Here is a 14,104-nt window from a genome sequence, read left to right as displayed (position 1 = left end):
TTTAGCTGAACTTCCTTAGGTATTCCTTAGGCCTATGTAATCTGTCAGCCAAACTCACGATCAATTAGATAAAAATGAGGCGACGAATCAATCATCCGCTAAAAAAAGTGGCCCCATTGGCGCTTGTGGCAACGCAAAGTGTTCAGGATAGTCAACTGCGACTAAATATAACCCCTCCGCTTTTGCCGTCGCCGCAGCACGAGTTCGGTCTTTCAGCGCCAGTAACTCCGCCATCCAGGTAACACTCTGATTACCGCAACCAATCTCAATCAAACTGCCGACGATATTACGCACCATGTGATGTACAAATGCGTTGGCCTTGATATCTACCACGATATACGCGCCATGTCGGGTAACTTTGATATGTTTTACATTTCTCCATGGGGTACGCGACTGGCACTGTACCGCACGAAACGAGGTAAAATCATTCTCACCGAGCAAACATTGCGCAGCCTGTTCCATTTTTTCGGCATCCAGCGGCATATAACAATGGGTTACCCCTTGCGCCAAGACCGCCGGGCGATAGCGATGGTTAAAAATAATGTAGCGGTAGCGGCGAGCGGTGGCACTGAAACGGGCATGGAAATCATCATCAACCGTTTTTATCCAACGCACGGCAATATCTGGCGGCAAATGACTATTCACCCCCATGGTCCACGCCGCATCTTTGCGCTCAGCGGTGGTGACGAAATGGACTACCTGCCCGGTGGCATGTACACCGGCATCAGTGCGGCCAGCACAAAACACGCCGATAGGTTCATTGGCCACTTTTGATAGCGCGGCTTCCAGGCACCCCTGCACACTGATAACTTCTTGCTGGCGTTGCCAACCAAAATAGCGGCTGCCGTTATATTCAATGCCCAGCGCAATTTTAATACCCGCGGCTTCAGCCACGGCATGTTCAGGCTGAGCCAACTCAAGTTCGGACATCAGTATAGTTGCTCCTGCAACAGGCGCTCCGCCGTTTCAATCGCCATCAATGCGCCACCAAAACGAATATTGTCGGCTACCGACCAGAACTGCAATACCTCGGGAATACCATAATCATTGCGGATACAACCGATACTTAAGACGTCACTGCCGGAAGCATCACTGACTTGAGTGGGGTAATCATCTTCTTCAGATAATTGAATATCTTCGCAATTCTCCAGCTCACTGCGCGCTTCATCCGAGGAGATCGGGCGCAAAGCTTCCAAGTGAACCACCTGTGCCTGGCCGTAGAATACCGGTGACTGAATACAGCTCACGGAGATAGGCAAACCTTCGTCTTGTAAGACTTTACGCACCTGATCCACCAACCGGCGCTCTTCGCGCACACTGCCCTCTTCATCAGCCAGCAGTGGCAAAACGTTAAATGCCAATTGTTTGGTGAAGAAACCTTGCTCGGCGGGAATGCCATTAAGCAGTTTGGCACTTTGCCCCGCGAGGTCATCCACTGCGGCTTTACCGTGAGCGGAGGCAGAAATCAGTGCAGTGACATGCAGACGGGATAAACCGGCCTGTTCAATCAATGGTTTAATCGCGGTTAACAACTGGCTGGTCAGGCTATCGGCCACCGCAACAATATTGCGATTGCGATAATCCGCCAACACTTGCGGGTTCACACTGGGCACCACCAGCGGCACATCTTGTTCCATGGCGAACAAACCGCTGCTATCAATGACCAGACAACCTGCATTACCCGCTTCTTCTGCATATTGTTGCGCGGCTTCCCGACCTGCAACAAAGAAAGCCAGTTGTGCTTGCGACCAGTCAAATTCGGCGGCATTTTCAACTAATACACTTTTGCCGTTAAAGCGCACGGTAGCACCCGCACTGCGCTCGCTGGCCAGAGGATACAATTCACCAACCGGGAACTGGCGCTCATTTAACAGCTCCAGCAAAGCTTCACCTACTGCGCCCGTTGCTCCTAACAAAGCAATATTCCAGCCGTCAGACATGTTGGTTTTCTCCACTAATGATTGATAAGACAAAGGCGGTAAAGTACCGCCTGATATTCAATAATGATTAATTTATATCTACCCAAAATAATTCGAGTTTCAGGAAGGCGGCAAACCCGTTAGCGTAACTGAGCGGTAAACCCTAATTTTTGTAATAACTCCGCACTGGCGGCATCGTCGCACTGCACACTGAGCGACGACCATTCACGCCGTTCCTGATAGTGCTTGCGCAGGCGGTCAAACTCACCCGGCTGGCCTGCAACACGGCGCAGCGGCGCATCATCGCGGCGCACATCATACACTAAGTGCATCAATCGTTTTAATTTGCCTTCATCCAACGCACCATTTAGCTGTAACTGGCTGAATTCCGGCGTTGGCAGTAAGGAAGCCAGCTCGACAGATTGCGGCTGCCCCAAATATTGGCTAAATGCTTCAAACACTTGAGTGGTGCCGCGAGCTTTACCCTCTAATGTGTAGCCAGCAATATGCGGGGTGGCAATATCAACACGGGCCAACAGCGGCAAAGATAACTCCGGCTCTGGCTCCCACACATCCAAGACCACACTGAGTTTTTTCCCTTTCTCCAGCGCACCAAGCAAAGCAGCATTGTCGACCACCGCCCCGCGGCAAGCATTAATCAGGATGCGACCATCCGGCAGAGCGGCCAGCAGCTCATCATCGGCCATGTGCCAACTTTGGTAAGCACCGGTTTTATTCAGTGGCGTATGGAAGGTGAGCACATCAGCCTCCCGTACCAGTTTTTCCAGTGGCCAAAACGCCGCTTTATCACCCCGACCCGCACGCGGCGGGTCACACAGAAGAGTGCGCACCCCCAAAGCTTGTAAGCGAGCATTCAGCCGTGAGCCAACATTGCCGACACCAATGATACCGACAGTTTTATCACGCAACTGGAAACCATCACGTTCGGCCATCATCATGAGCGCGGAAAAAACATATTCAACCACCGCAATGGCATTACACCCAGGTGCTGCTGAAAAACCAATCCCCTGCTGCTGTAACCAGTTATCATCGACATGGTCAATGCCCGCCGTCGCCGTGCCCACAAAGCGAATTGACGAGCCTTGCAACAGTGCCTCATTGACTTTAGTGACCGAGCGCACCATCAGCGCATCGGCACCAGCCAGTGCCTCGAGGGGGATGGGCCGCCCCGGCACCACCTGGACATCACCTAAGCGCTGGAATAGCGCCGTGGCGTACGGCATGTTTTCATCAACCAGAATTTTCACTTTGTTCTCCGACAGCTTGCTGCCCTACCAAACAGGGGGCTTAGTATATACCCAAAAAATACGACGTTGCAGCTCACTCGCCGGCCTCAAGTTCGGCGAAAACGTTCAGGGGTAGTGCCAGAAATCTGCTGAAACATCGCAATAAATGCGGATGCTGAGCTATAGCCCACATCCAGCGCCACGCTTTGCACCGTTTTTCCTTGTTCTAGCAGAGAAATCGCATGTAAAAAACGCAATCGCTGCCGCCATTCACTAAACGCCATCCCCAACTCTTGCTGGCAACGGCGGGATAGTGTTCGCTCCGTGGTATAGACCCGTTTCGCCCAGAGTGCCAACGAGGTATTGTCCGACGGGCAGCGCTCCAGCGCCGTTAAAATGGGCGACAACAATTTATCTTGTGAAGTAGGCAAATAGGTACATTGCACCGGCGAGATTCTGAGCTGGTCAATCAACACCCGGCCCAAGCGCATATCTTGCTCACTTTCCGGCATAAATAACCCGCGCGCGAAACAATCCTCCACAATGGCGTTAAAAATCGGGCTGACATTGATAAGGCACGCAGAGGCTGGCAGTTCATCACAAAATTCCAGTGCAATATCAATGGCACGGAAATGCATCGGCTTTCGGTTATAACTGGAATGTTCTACCCCAGCAGGAACCCAAACACTAAATTCAGGGGGGGCGAGAAAACGCTGTCCACCAATATTCATTGCCAACACCCCCGATTTAACGCAGATCAATTGCCCGTAGGTATGGGTGTGCGGCAGGAATTCAGTATTGGCATTGTATATCTCGCAGCGGAAAGACAAGTTCTGCGGCGCGCTGGCAGCAACCACCGGGAAATTAGGTTTTGTCATCGTGATTCATCTCTTGTGGCTGCGCATCTATCGGCTGAAATTGTCCTAATCACAGCAACCATTGTCTGATTATCAGTATATAGAATGAATCAGACAACTGTAGACTACATCACATAAGTATATGGATGAGAATTTTTCGCATGAATGTGTTATTTCCCTTATTCGCAGTGATTATCTGGTCAATTAATGCTGTTGTCAGCAAAGTATCCGCCACAGCCATTGATCCGGCGGCGATCTCTTTCTATCGCTGGGTCTTGGCGCTCCTGACTTTGACGCCATTTTTACTGCTGGGCGTCATCCGCAACTGGCCGGCAATACGGGTCTATTGGTGGAAACTGATGATTCTGGGGCTGCTAGGTATGGTGCTGTATCAAAGCCTGGCGTATTACGCCGCCCACAGTGTTAGCGCCCTATTTATGGGTATCCTTAGCTCACTGATCCCGCTGTTAACCGTGCTTATCAGTATTTTCCTGTTACGCGTCGCCCCTACCGTTGGAATTGCACTGGGCAGTGTGTTGTCACTCGGGGGATTAATATGGCTGGTCAGTGCGGGCAACCCGGCACAACTGTTGCAACAGGGAATTGGCAAGGGGGAATTGATGATGTTCGGTGCCTCAGCATCCTATGCCCTGTATGGCGTATTAACCAAGCGCTGGGCGATTCAGTTACCCAACTGGCAATCTCTGTACATGCAAATTGCCTTCGGCGTGGTGTTGTTATTACCTAACTTCCTGCTGGCACCTGATGTGCAATTAACCGCGCAGAATATCCCATTGGTATTATTTGCCGGCATTCCTGCTTCTATTATTGCGCCTTACTTATGGATTCACGGCGTCATGCGGCTGGGGGCAAACACCGCCTCGATATTTATGAATCTGACTCCGGTGTTTACAGCCATTATTGCCGTCACTTTCCTGCATGAGCAATTACACAGTTACCATCTGATTGGCGGCGGTATTACCCTTGCAGGGGTGATTTTAGCTCAGCGCCTGCGCACTCCGCTGCGGCGAAAAATAACCCAATAAATATCAAGATGAGATAGTGGCGTTATTATCTGCCACTATTTCGCCGCCTAATTGCGCATTATCTTTCCTGTGCAACATTAAGACGCCGAATAAAACTAATGCACTGCCAAGTAATTGTGAAGCCGATAAAACCTCCCCCAGCAGAAAATAAGCAATCACCGCAGTAAACACCAACTCCAAAGTTAATATCAAACTGGCGACAGCCAACGGGAGAGTTTTCAAACTCAGATTAAATAGGCCAAACCCCAGTAATGTCGGGCCTGCCGCCAAAATCAGCAATAGCCACCACCCCGACCATTGGATGCCCTCAGCCCCTGAGGATAAGAAAAATACATTGCCCACCATGTGCTGTAACCCTTGCACCGGGAACCACAATAGCAGCTGATTAAATATCCATTGATAGACGGCGGAGAAACCAAATACATACAAAATGGTATTCCACACCGGATAACGACGGTCAGTGGCAATTCGCCCGGCTAAGGTATAAAAGCTATAACCCACTCCCGATGCTAGCCCAATAAATAGGCCGATAAAATTAAAGTCTGTCGCCGTGATATTCATTCCATCACTGACTAAAAAACAGCCTATCAGGCTGATAATAATGACCAGCAGCTCACGCCAGCCCATATATTCATGATAAAAAACCCAGCCAAGAAAAACTGTAAAGCCCACAGAGCAATAAACCAAAATAGTAGATATTGATGCGCCATTTAAGGCAACAGATTCTGTCCATAAGCCATTAAATACCGCCAGCAATAGCCCATACGAGAGATAGAATTTCACCTGGTCACGGCGTAATTTAACCCACTGCGGCTTGGTCACCAATAGAATCGGCAATAATACCGCCGCCACTAATGCTGCGCGCCAAAAAGCCAAAACCGATGTGGGCAAATAATAATGTGCCGTCAGAATGCGAATAATAATGCCGGTAAACCCTAATAACATGGCACTGATAATCGCTAAGACATAACCTTGCCGTCTACCGGAAAAAAAACTACCGCCGGTCAGCGGCGTAGCCATCGTTGATGGGGGTAATCCCGCCGGTATTGCCATAACAGCCTCATTAGATTCAATGCATTGATTAACTTGATAGGATTTTACTCCGGCGTTTTTTTGTCACCAGAGCCACTTCGCCGTCAATTGATGCAGGCCACTTTTTCTTGCTTGAAGCCCTACTAGCATTGGGTATAGTGAACATATCATTTCTTATATGAGCCACTTTCGGCGTAATGACATGCATATTCCTTTAGATCGCCAACAAGATATTCCGCTGTATCTGCAAATTGAAGAAGCATTACGCCGGGCAATTCTCAGTGGAGTGTTCGCTGACGGCGATAAATTGCCATCAACTCGCACCCTAGCGGCCGAATTATCAGTTAGTCGTCTAACCGTGGATAGCGCCTATGCCGAGTTAGCTGCCAAAGGTTTTTTACAACAGCGCCGTGGTAGCGGGGCCTATGTTCGCCACTTACCGCCGCCGCCAAGTCAGCCACAACCGCGGTTACAAGGAGAGTTTCCACTCGATCGTTTTACCACACTGACCTCGCGGCTTGATGGCTATGCAGATATCCCTCTGCCCCCGGACACCATCAATTTTGCTGCCGGTATTGGTAACCCGAAGATTTTCCCGCTGGATGCATTTCGCCAGACACTACAATCAATACTGCGGCGTCATGCTGAAGAAGCTTTCAGTTATGGCGACTACTGCGGCTATTACCCATTGCGCGATACTCTCAGCCGGATTCTTTCGGCCCAAGGTATCCCGTCGCGCCCTGAGCAATTACTGATAACCAATGGCTCCCAACACGCCATTAGCCTGGTGAGCCAATCATTATTAGCCCCGGGTGATACGGTGTTGGTGGAAGAACCCACCTATGCCGAAGCACTGGCGCTGTTTCGCCTGCATAAAGTGAATATTGTTGCGCTGCCCAGTGATCGACAGGGCATGCAACTCGATACCCTGCCCGCGCAGTTAGCTGAACACCGCCCTAAACTTATCTATTGCATTCCCAACTTCAATAACCCCACTGGTCGCTGTATGAGTGAGGGCCGTCGCCATCAGCTACTGCATATAGCTCGAGCCGCTGGAGTCGTCATTCTTGAGGATGATTATGTGGGGGACTTACGTTACAGCGGTAAAAAGTTGCCGTCACTGCGCTCACTGGCTGCTCCAGGCGAGGTTATCTATGTCAGCACTTTTTCCAAAATGTTGCTGCCCAGCATGCGTATTGGCTATCTGGTCGCCGACCAACCCCACTACACACAGTTGGCGCGCTTAAAACATGTCGATAGTTTTACCAGTTCGAATCTGATCCAACGGGCATTGGATGCCTTTGTCACCATCGGGCGTTATGACAAACAGTTGCGCCGAGCTTGCCGTTTATATCGCCAACACCGCGATGCTATGGCCGAGGCACTAACACAAACATTACCGCCGGGCTGCCAGTTTGAAATACCTGATGGTGGCTTATTTATCTGGCTGCAACTCCCTGAAAATGCACCAATATCACAATTAATGCCGCGGGCCTGGCAAGCCGGTGTAACCTTCGCGAAAGGGGGCGGATTTTATAGCCAAGAATCAGGCGGGGAGTTTACCCTGCGCTTGAATTTTGCCGCCAACTCCCCAGAACTGATAGCTCAAGGGATTAGCCGGCTAAGTGCGGCCATCCGGCAGTGTCAGACACAAAAAAGCCCGGCGTAGTGGCTCCGGGCTTGAGATGAGAAAATATTAAATTAGAAAGATGCTAACCATAAGCGCAGTTTCATTCCCCAATAACTGGTCCAGCCGCTGGTGTGCTGCACCATCTGGCCTTGATAGAGAATAATGACTGTCGGCGTAACATTAACTTGCCACTGGGCTGATAACTGGCCTTGCGGGTCATTAATCACGGGCAATAGATAGCCTTTTTTACGCAGCCAAGTCTCAACTTGCGCCGGCTCACCTGAACGCAGTGCCACCGTCAGCACATTCTCCCCCTCTTGCACCAGCTGATTTACACTGGGGGTGGTGAATTTACACACTCCGCACCATGTCGCCCAGAAGTAGATAAGCAGCGGTTTTTCCTGACTCATTTCCTGCCAGGAGACGGTCTTTCCCGCTAGCGTTTGCCATGCTGCATCCGGCCACTGTGTTGGGGCTTGTGGGCGGCGCAGCCAATCCATGGCGAATGAAGCCACCGCCACCAACAGCAATAAAACCACCAGCTCTTTGCCCCAGCGTGTTAAGCGACTCATTTACCCGCCTGCGCCAGCTGTTGTTTCACTATCTCTTCCAGTTGTTCGTAAGAAATAGCGCCCGGAACCATTTGATTGCCAATCAAAGTGGCGGGAGTGCCCTGAATCCCCAACTGATCGGCGAGTTTTAGATTAGTGCGCAGCACACTCAAGCTTTGTTCACTCGGTGCCACTGGCGTGACGCCCGTTTTTTTCTGTGCCGCGGCAATACTGCTGGCATCATGGAAGCCTTTTTTCGCCATCAAACGTTGATGAAAAGCCATCCATTGATCAGGATGCTGCTGCCACAGTGTCAGCGCCAATCGCGCGCTGGTCACTGAGCTTTCCCCTTTAAATGGCAGCGGTTTTATCACCACCGCCACCTGAGGGTACTCTTTGGCCAGTTTTTCCAGCAAGGGATCAAATGTTTTGCAGAAAGGGCAATTGTAGTCGGTGAACGAAACCAAGGTCAGTTGCGGGCTTGCCGAGCCAAAGCGAGGGCTACCGGGGTCTTGATACAGGGCTTGCTGATTGGCCGCAATAAATTGGCTCAGTTGTTGCCCCTGCGCCTCATCAGCTTGCTGCTGCCAAGCATTGACTGATTGCGCCAAAATATCCGGATTCGCTATCAGCGTTTCACGAATCAGCTCTTTAATCCGCACCTCTTGTTCCGGGGTAAAAGGGGCCGCCGCCCATGATGGCGCTGAAAGTAAGGCAATCAACAACACAAACAGAATTCTCATTTTTCATTTCCTTTAGCATCAGCCAATACTTTTAATAAAACAGCGCGGTCTAGCAGCGGAGAAAGCACGATCCCCTGCGGCTGATGTGGCCCATAAATTTGATTGAACGGGATGGCAACACTGCCACGTTCGCGTAAAAATGCCGTGATATCAGCAGACGGATGAGTCCAATCCCCACGTAATGCCACCACATCGGGTGCTTGCAGGGCCTGTTGCACATCATCGCGCATCAGCACATGTATCTTGTTGACTTTGCAGGTCACACACCAATCTGCGGTGACATCAACAAACACGCTTTTGTGCTCAGTCAGGGCCTTTTTAATGGCGGACTCTGTTAATGGTTGCCAGGGGATATTGTCGTGCAGCGGTTTACGCCATAAATCGGCGCTTAGTGCCCCTGCCAGTAGCCCCCCTGCGAGCACCAGCACGGCGATTAAACTGACAATGGCGGCAATGCGAGCCCCATAACGCCAGCCGATAGCCAATAACAGCGCCAGCAATAATATTCCGGCAATGACCATGACCGTGAGCAAACCCACGTGGCTCGCCAGCAAGCTCAGTAACCACAGGCTGGATGCCAGCATCAGCACGCCCATTGCTATGCGCAGATGATTCATCCAGCGGCCGGGCCGTGGTAAGCACAATGCCAATTTGGGCCATGTCGCAACTGCCAACCACGGCAAACTCATCCCAACACCGAGTGCGGTAAAAACGCCCCACAACGCAGGCAAAGGGGCCGCGAGCGCAAAAGCCACTGCGGTGCCCAAGAATGGCGCAGAGCATGGCGTCGCCAACAAGGTCGCCAGCACCCCTTGGCCAAAATGCCCGGCCATGCCCCGCACGCCCGGTCTCTCCACTCGGGGCGCGGCAATGCGGGTATTTAACGCCGAAGAAAGCTGAATCTCGAACAGACCAAACAAGTTGGCAGTAAACAGTGCAGTGACCAACACCATAAAGCCGATAAACCACGGGTTTTGGAACTGAATCCCCCAGCCAAGGGTATGGTTGCCCAAGCGCAAGGCGGTCATCAGCAGGGCCAACAACCAGAATGAGGTGATTATCCCAGCAGACGAGGCCAGAAATTGCCAGCGCACCTGACGGCGAGTTTGCTGCTCAGTTTGCAAAATCGAGCTAAGTTTCATCGCCAATACCGGCAGCACACATGGCATCAGGTTAAGAATCAACCCACCCGCCAATGCCATTAGCGCCCAAGACCAAAACGTGGCAGAGGATTGCGGCAAAGTCAGCGCTTGCCCGATAGTCACCGTAGCTTCTTGCGCCAGCCCGGCATCCGTCATGACCAAGGTAAGTGGCTTGCCGCGCAGATCCCCAGCGCTCTCGCCCCAGCCGTCAGTCGCGGGTACCCGTACCGACAATTGATTACCCTGCACAGTGACAATAGGCTTGCCAAGGTCGACATCTGCCAAAGTATCGAAGAACAGCTCAGGCCGCTGCCAACCTTCAGCGCGCTGAGCAAGTATTTGCACTTCTCCTTGACTAAAACCGGCCTGAATATGCTGAGTCAATGCATTGGCAATCGGCACCTGCCCCATTGCCTGGGCAAAATCGTGTGCGAATTGCTGCTGGCTTTCCGCACTGACAGCCGCAGACAGATCAAGACTAAATGGATAGTCGGTCAAAATGCAGACATTACTGCAGGTCGACAAGGTCAATATTCCACTTAGTATGGTGGGGACTTGGCCGGAAATCACCAGCGGCAGGACGGCCTGTTCATGATAGCCCTGGGTAGAAATCCCAGACACATCAAAACGTTGTGGCACAGGCCAATACCAGTTGACCGCGTCCAGAGGTGTTGACCAGGCAATGGTGGGCGCAATCCCCCCCTCCCCAGGCGAACGCCAATAGGTTTTCCAACCTTTTGCCAGCTGAACGTTAAGTAGCAGGCGGGTTTTGCCGCCAGCAGAGGGTTCGGCACGAACCCGAACCTTGGCGTGGTCATTTTGCCCGCTGACCAACCAGCCGCTATCTGCTGCCCACAGAGCAGGCATCCATAACAGCAACAGACAGAACCAGGCTGTCTTGCTTAAATTGAGCATTATTTTTCTCCAGAAATAGATTAATTACAGCAACATAGAGAGTTGCTGTGCTATTCCCGGAAAATGCATAACCGCAGGTGCACCCTCAAACCACTGGGTGATATGGCTCTGGGCGGAGGGAAGCGCATACGGGTTGGTATGACGGGCACCAACAACAGCAGCAGCAAGCCCAGAGAGAAAATGGCTAATTCAAACAACACCGGTGGCGATGCCAATAGCGACTTGGCGCTTAGCTCACAAGGTGTTGGGGAGTCATTGGCATCCGCAACCATCTGTGACGACGACGTCAGCAGGAGTTTTTTTTCCAACGCGTGCAAACTGGCAATACGCTGTGTCATACAAACCAGTATGACCAAGCAAGCCAGACAGAGGAACCACTTGGCGGCGCGTTGTCGTTTAAACATGCTGATGACTGAATAATCCCTATCAATTTGCCGCTCTGTTATGCGGCGCATTTTATAACCTAACCAATCTGCTTGCCGGATGGTTGCAAGCACGCCATGGATGGGCCGAGTAACCAATATCGCCCACCAACATGCAGCCGGGAGTATGCCGGGTATAATTATCATTATCAATGTCTGGTTCTTAAACGGTTTGTTAATAGGATGATATTTAGCTTGGACATTTAACCGCTGCCACTGCGCCAAAGCGCAACAGAAACCAAATGTAAGAAGAATATATTGGTTACTCACATTTACAGGTATTATACCCGCAGCCTGTTTCTATCAGCGGGTCACCGAAATATCTTCCACACTGCCGCCCCCACAGCGAAGGACGGGTTATATGCAACCTTTGAACGGCCCAGGTGTTCCCATTGCCAGTGATCGCAATGTCACCCCCGCCAAAATACCCTCTGCGGGCCAAGTGGAAGAGAGGGCATTAACTCCCGCGCAGCGCACCACGCTGGAAAAACTGATTGTGCGGATCATGGCGCTAAGCCCGATAAAATCGGCCGAAATTTGGGCTGGCTTGCGCCACGATTTATCCCTTAGTAGCACCAGTGATTTACTCGCCCGCCACTTCCAACCGGCGGAGCAATTGCTGCAAACCCGCTTGTCGCAGGCCCAAGAAAATCATGTTAATCACCAATTGCGCCAACAGCTCACCGAGTTACTGCCGCAAGGGAATAACCGCCAGGCAGTGAGTGACTTCATTCGCCAGCAATTTGGTCACACGGTATTGAGTCAGTTAAGTCATACAGAGCTGCAACAGGTGCTGGTGTTACTGCAATCCGGCACATTGAATATTCCCCAACCTCAGCTGACAACAATAACTGACAGGCCATTGTTACCGGCGGAACATCAGCATATTCAATCGCTGGTGGCTAAACTCAGTGCAGCAACGGGCGAGCAACCCGCCAAAATCTGGCAAGCACTCTTTGATATGGTGGGGGTGAAAAGTAATGACCCACTGCCCGCGCGCCATTTTCAGATACTCAGCCAATTTTTGCAGACCAAGGTGGCTCTTAGCCAGCAAAGCGCGCCCACATTGGTTAATCTGCAGGCAGCGCTAAAACAGCCCGCGGATGCGCAGGAGCAGCAGTTATTGGTTGATTACAGTCAGAATCGTTTTCAAGCCAGCCCGAGTACACCTCTGACTCAAGCGCAGTTAAATGACATTATCAATGTTCTATTTGCCGCCAGATTAGACCGAGTGAATGTTGCTCAACGTTTGGCCGAAGAGCAAAAAACTCCGCAGCCATTAATTAACCCGTTGATTGCCGCCCTACCGCAATCATTGTTGCAAAAACCGTCGCTGGCTTTTGTCGCGTTTATTATTGTCATGGCTTTTTTACTGGCTATTTTTCTTTAATTGGTGCCAGCTTACAGACCATTGGTTCAGTATATAACTCCTGAGCCAACCGTCTGATAGCAATCACCTCAAAATATCAATAACAACCAGCCAACCAATGCACTCCAGAATAAGAATGGCAACGAATAAGCATGGAATTTTAACCAGATGGCTGGCTCACCGGCCATTCTGAGTGCAATTAAATTTGCCATAGAGCCCAATGCAAAGCCGAAACCACCAATATTAACGGCATAGGCCACCAATGAACTGGAGGGCAGATAATTAAGCAATAAAATTGTCGCAGGAACATTACTTATCACTTGGGACAAACCAATACCCAGCATATAAGCCGCCCCGGCCGATAAGGTTTTGATCTCGCCAAAAAGTGACTGTAAGCCAGGTAATTCAGTCAATAAGCGCACGTCGATAAACATCGCCATAAAGACCACAATCAAGCTCCAGTCTATCGCCAGTAAAACACGTCTGGCCAGTAATAATAACCCGATGAAAACAATCAATAATCCGTAAATTGCCCAGCCTAAATCCACGCAAATAATAAAAATCACATACAACGCCAAACAGCTCAATAATAGCCGAGACTGGTAAGGATAAATGGGGCTAGCGCTCTGTTTATTGATAATCCGGGCAGGAAAACGCCACCAGGTCACAGCCAATAACGTCAGTAATATCAGCGCCGCCAGCGGAGCCATTTGGAGAGTAAAGCCAATAAACGACAGTTCGGAGCGGCTCCATAATAGAATATTTTGAGGGTTACCGATTGGCGTTAATAACGAGCCCGCATTCACTGCCAGTGCAGAGAAAATAATCAACCTGGAAACCGGTAAAGACGATATTTTTTTCAGCGTTAAAATCAGTGGCACAATAATAAACAGAGCCACATCGTTGGTCAGAAAAGACGACAACACTGCAGCTGACATAACTAAAAACAGTGCCAAATGCCGCTCGGTGTGTAATGTATTGATGATCTTTCGGCCAATAAAATCGAAGTAACCGCTGATTTCAACCCCTTTCGTCAGTAGCATTAATCCCAATAACGTGACAATAGTTGTCCAGTCAATAAACTGTGGAAAAGCTGAAATCTTTGTTGGCGTCAGCGCCGTTAGGCCGATACCTAAAATCAATAAAATATGCAGCAGGCGGTCTTTTAAAAAAGGCCTGAAAACAGTTGTTACTGCGCGACAAGTGGTTGCAAATAGTGTCATCAGGAGAT

13 protein-coding genes are annotated in these 14,104 nt (G+C 50.5%); 3 read left to right on the top strand and 10 right to left on the bottom strand.

Features of this window, described 5'->3' with window-relative positions; all coding sequences use genetic code 11:
- Nucleotides 1–87: 87 nt before the first annotated feature.
- The 4 genes from truA to D5F51_RS05025 form a co-directional block, all read right to left on the bottom strand.
- The gene (truA, locus tag D5F51_RS05040; RefSeq protein ID WP_129195781.1) at nucleotides 88–930 is read right to left on the bottom strand and encodes a tRNA pseudouridine(38-40) synthase TruA; all 843 of its coding nucleotides are present in this window, start codon (nucleotides 928–930) and stop codon (nucleotides 88–90) included.
- Nucleotides 930–1,940 (bottom strand): aspartate-semialdehyde dehydrogenase, encoded by a 1,011-nt coding sequence (locus D5F51_RS05035; protein ID WP_025378959.1) that lies wholly within the window; start codon nucleotides 1,938–1,940, stop codon nucleotides 930–932. Before D5F51_RS05035 ends, truA begins: the two co-directional genes overlap by 1 nt.
- 119 nt (nucleotides 1,941–2,059) lie before the next feature.
- Nucleotides 2,060–3,187, bottom strand: coding sequence for a 4-phosphoerythronate dehydrogenase PdxB (gene pdxB, locus D5F51_RS05030; protein WP_129195780.1), 1,128 nt, complete (start codon nucleotides 3,185–3,187; stop codon nucleotides 2,060–2,062).
- Nucleotides 3,188–3,273: 86 nt separating this feature from the next.
- Nucleotides 3,274–4,044, bottom strand: a complete 771-nt coding sequence (locus D5F51_RS05025; protein WP_129195779.1) for an AraC family transcriptional regulator — start codon at nucleotides 4,042–4,044, stop codon at nucleotides 3,274–3,276.
- Between the two features lie 140 nt (nucleotides 4,045–4,184).
- Between D5F51_RS05025 and D5F51_RS05020 the strand changes: the two genes are divergently transcribed.
- Nucleotides 4,185–5,069: a DMT family transporter gene (locus tag D5F51_RS05020; RefSeq protein ID WP_129195778.1), complete on the top strand. Its 885-nt coding sequence runs from the start codon at nucleotides 4,185–4,187 to the stop codon at nucleotides 5,067–5,069.
- Between the two features lie 3 nt (nucleotides 5,070–5,072).
- On the opposite strand, the gene D5F51_RS05015 is transcribed toward D5F51_RS05020, so the two are convergent.
- Entirely contained in the window at nucleotides 5,073–6,122 is a 1,050-nt protein-coding gene (locus D5F51_RS05015; RefSeq protein WP_129195777.1) for a DMT family transporter, read from the bottom strand.
- Between the two features lie 181 nt (nucleotides 6,123–6,303).
- Between D5F51_RS05015 and pdxR the strand changes: the two genes are divergently transcribed.
- Nucleotides 6,304–7,770, top strand: coding sequence for a MocR-like pyridoxine biosynthesis transcription factor PdxR (gene pdxR / locus D5F51_RS05010; RefSeq protein ID WP_162301690.1), 1,467 nt, complete (start codon nucleotides 6,304–6,306; stop codon nucleotides 7,768–7,770).
- A 32-nt stretch (nucleotides 7,771–7,802) separates the two neighbouring features.
- Here the strand turns inward: pdxR and D5F51_RS05005 are convergent, their stop codons facing one another.
- Genes D5F51_RS05005 through D5F51_RS04990 form a run of 4 tightly spaced genes read right to left on the bottom strand, consistent with a single transcriptional unit; the run spans nucleotide 7,803 to nucleotide 11,486 of the window.
- Nucleotides 7,803–8,303: a protein disulfide oxidoreductase gene (locus D5F51_RS05005; protein ID WP_025378964.1), complete on the bottom strand. Its 501-nt coding sequence runs from the start codon at nucleotides 8,301–8,303 to the stop codon at nucleotides 7,803–7,805.
- Nucleotides 8,300–9,025 carry a DsbA family protein gene (locus D5F51_RS05000; protein WP_129195775.1) on the bottom strand — a complete coding sequence of 242 codons (726 nt, stop codon included), beginning with the start codon at nucleotides 9,023–9,025 and terminating at the stop codon, nucleotides 8,300–8,302. The genes D5F51_RS05005 and D5F51_RS05000 overlap by 4 nt, the downstream gene beginning before the upstream one ends.
- Entirely contained in the window at nucleotides 9,022–11,082 is a 2,061-nt protein-coding gene (locus D5F51_RS04995) for a protein-disulfide reductase DsbD family protein (protein ID WP_129195774.1), read from the bottom strand. Before D5F51_RS04995 ends, D5F51_RS05000 begins: the two co-directional genes overlap by 4 nt.
- Before the next feature lie 50 nt (nucleotides 11,083–11,132).
- Nucleotides 11,133–11,486 carry a copper resistance protein gene (locus D5F51_RS04990; RefSeq protein ID WP_129199202.1) on the bottom strand — a complete coding sequence of 118 codons (354 nt, stop codon included), beginning with the start codon at nucleotides 11,484–11,486 and terminating at the stop codon, nucleotides 11,133–11,135.
- Between the two features lie 379 nt (nucleotides 11,487–11,865).
- On the opposite strand from D5F51_RS04990, the gene flk reads away from it, so the two are divergent.
- Complete coding sequence (gene flk, locus D5F51_RS04985; protein WP_129195773.1) at nucleotides 11,866–12,894, top strand: flagella biosynthesis regulator Flk; 1,029 nt, start codon at nucleotides 11,866–11,868, stop codon at nucleotides 12,892–12,894.
- Nucleotides 12,895–12,962: 68 nt separating this feature from the next.
- Here the strand turns inward: flk and D5F51_RS04980 are convergent, their stop codons facing one another.
- On the bottom strand, nucleotides 12,963–14,096 hold the full coding sequence (locus D5F51_RS04980) for an SLC13 family permease (protein WP_129195772.1): 1,134 nt from the start codon (nucleotides 14,094–14,096) through the stop codon (nucleotides 12,963–12,965).
- Nucleotides 14,097–14,104 lie beyond the last annotated feature (8 nt).

This window comes from Yersinia hibernica (genome assembly GCF_004124235.1).
Taxonomy (GTDB): domain Bacteria; phylum Pseudomonadota; class Gammaproteobacteria; order Enterobacterales; family Enterobacteriaceae; genus Yersinia; species Yersinia hibernica.
Note: the sequence above shows the minus strand (reverse complement) of the source record. Positions and strands in the feature narration are given on the sequence as shown.

Coding starts and splice junctions, on each gene's coding strand:
- truA (WP_129195781.1), bottom strand. CDS start 930: ATGTCCGAACTTGAGTTGGCTCAGCCTGAACATGCCGTGGCTGAAGCC.
- D5F51_RS05035 (WP_025378959.1), bottom strand. CDS start 1,940: ATGTCTGACGGCTGGAATATTGCTTTGTTAGGAGCAACGGGCGCAGTA.
- D5F51_RS05025 (WP_129195779.1), bottom strand. CDS start 4,044: ATGACAAAACCTAATTTCCCGGTGGTTGCTGCCAGCGCGCCGCAGAAC.
- D5F51_RS05020 (WP_129195778.1), top strand. CDS start 4,185: ATGAATGTGTTATTTCCCTTATTCGCAGTGATTATCTGGTCAATTAAT.
- D5F51_RS05015 (WP_129195777.1), bottom strand. CDS start 6,122: ATGGCAATACCGGCGGGATTACCCCCATCAACGATGGCTACGCCGCTG.
- pdxR (WP_162301690.1), top strand. CDS start 6,304: ATGCATATTCCTTTAGATCGCCAACAAGATATTCCGCTGTATCTGCAA.
- D5F51_RS05005 (WP_025378964.1), bottom strand. CDS start 8,303: ATGAGTCGCTTAACACGCTGGGGCAAAGAGCTGGTGGTTTTATTGCTG.
- D5F51_RS05000 (WP_129195775.1), bottom strand. CDS start 9,025: ATGAGAATTCTGTTTGTGTTGTTGATTGCCTTACTTTCAGCGCCATCA.
- D5F51_RS04995 (WP_129195774.1), bottom strand. CDS start 11,082: ATGCTCAATTTAAGCAAGACAGCCTGGTTCTGTCTGTTGCTGTTATGG.
- D5F51_RS04990 (WP_129199202.1), bottom strand. CDS start 11,486: ATGTTTAAACGACAACGCGCCGCCAAGTGGTTCCTCTGTCTGGCTTGC.
- flk (WP_129195773.1), top strand. CDS start 11,866: ATGCAACCTTTGAACGGCCCAGGTGTTCCCATTGCCAGTGATCGCAAT.
- D5F51_RS04980 (WP_129195772.1), bottom strand. CDS start 14,096: ATGACACTATTTGCAACCACTTGTCGCGCAGTAACAACTGTTTTCAGG.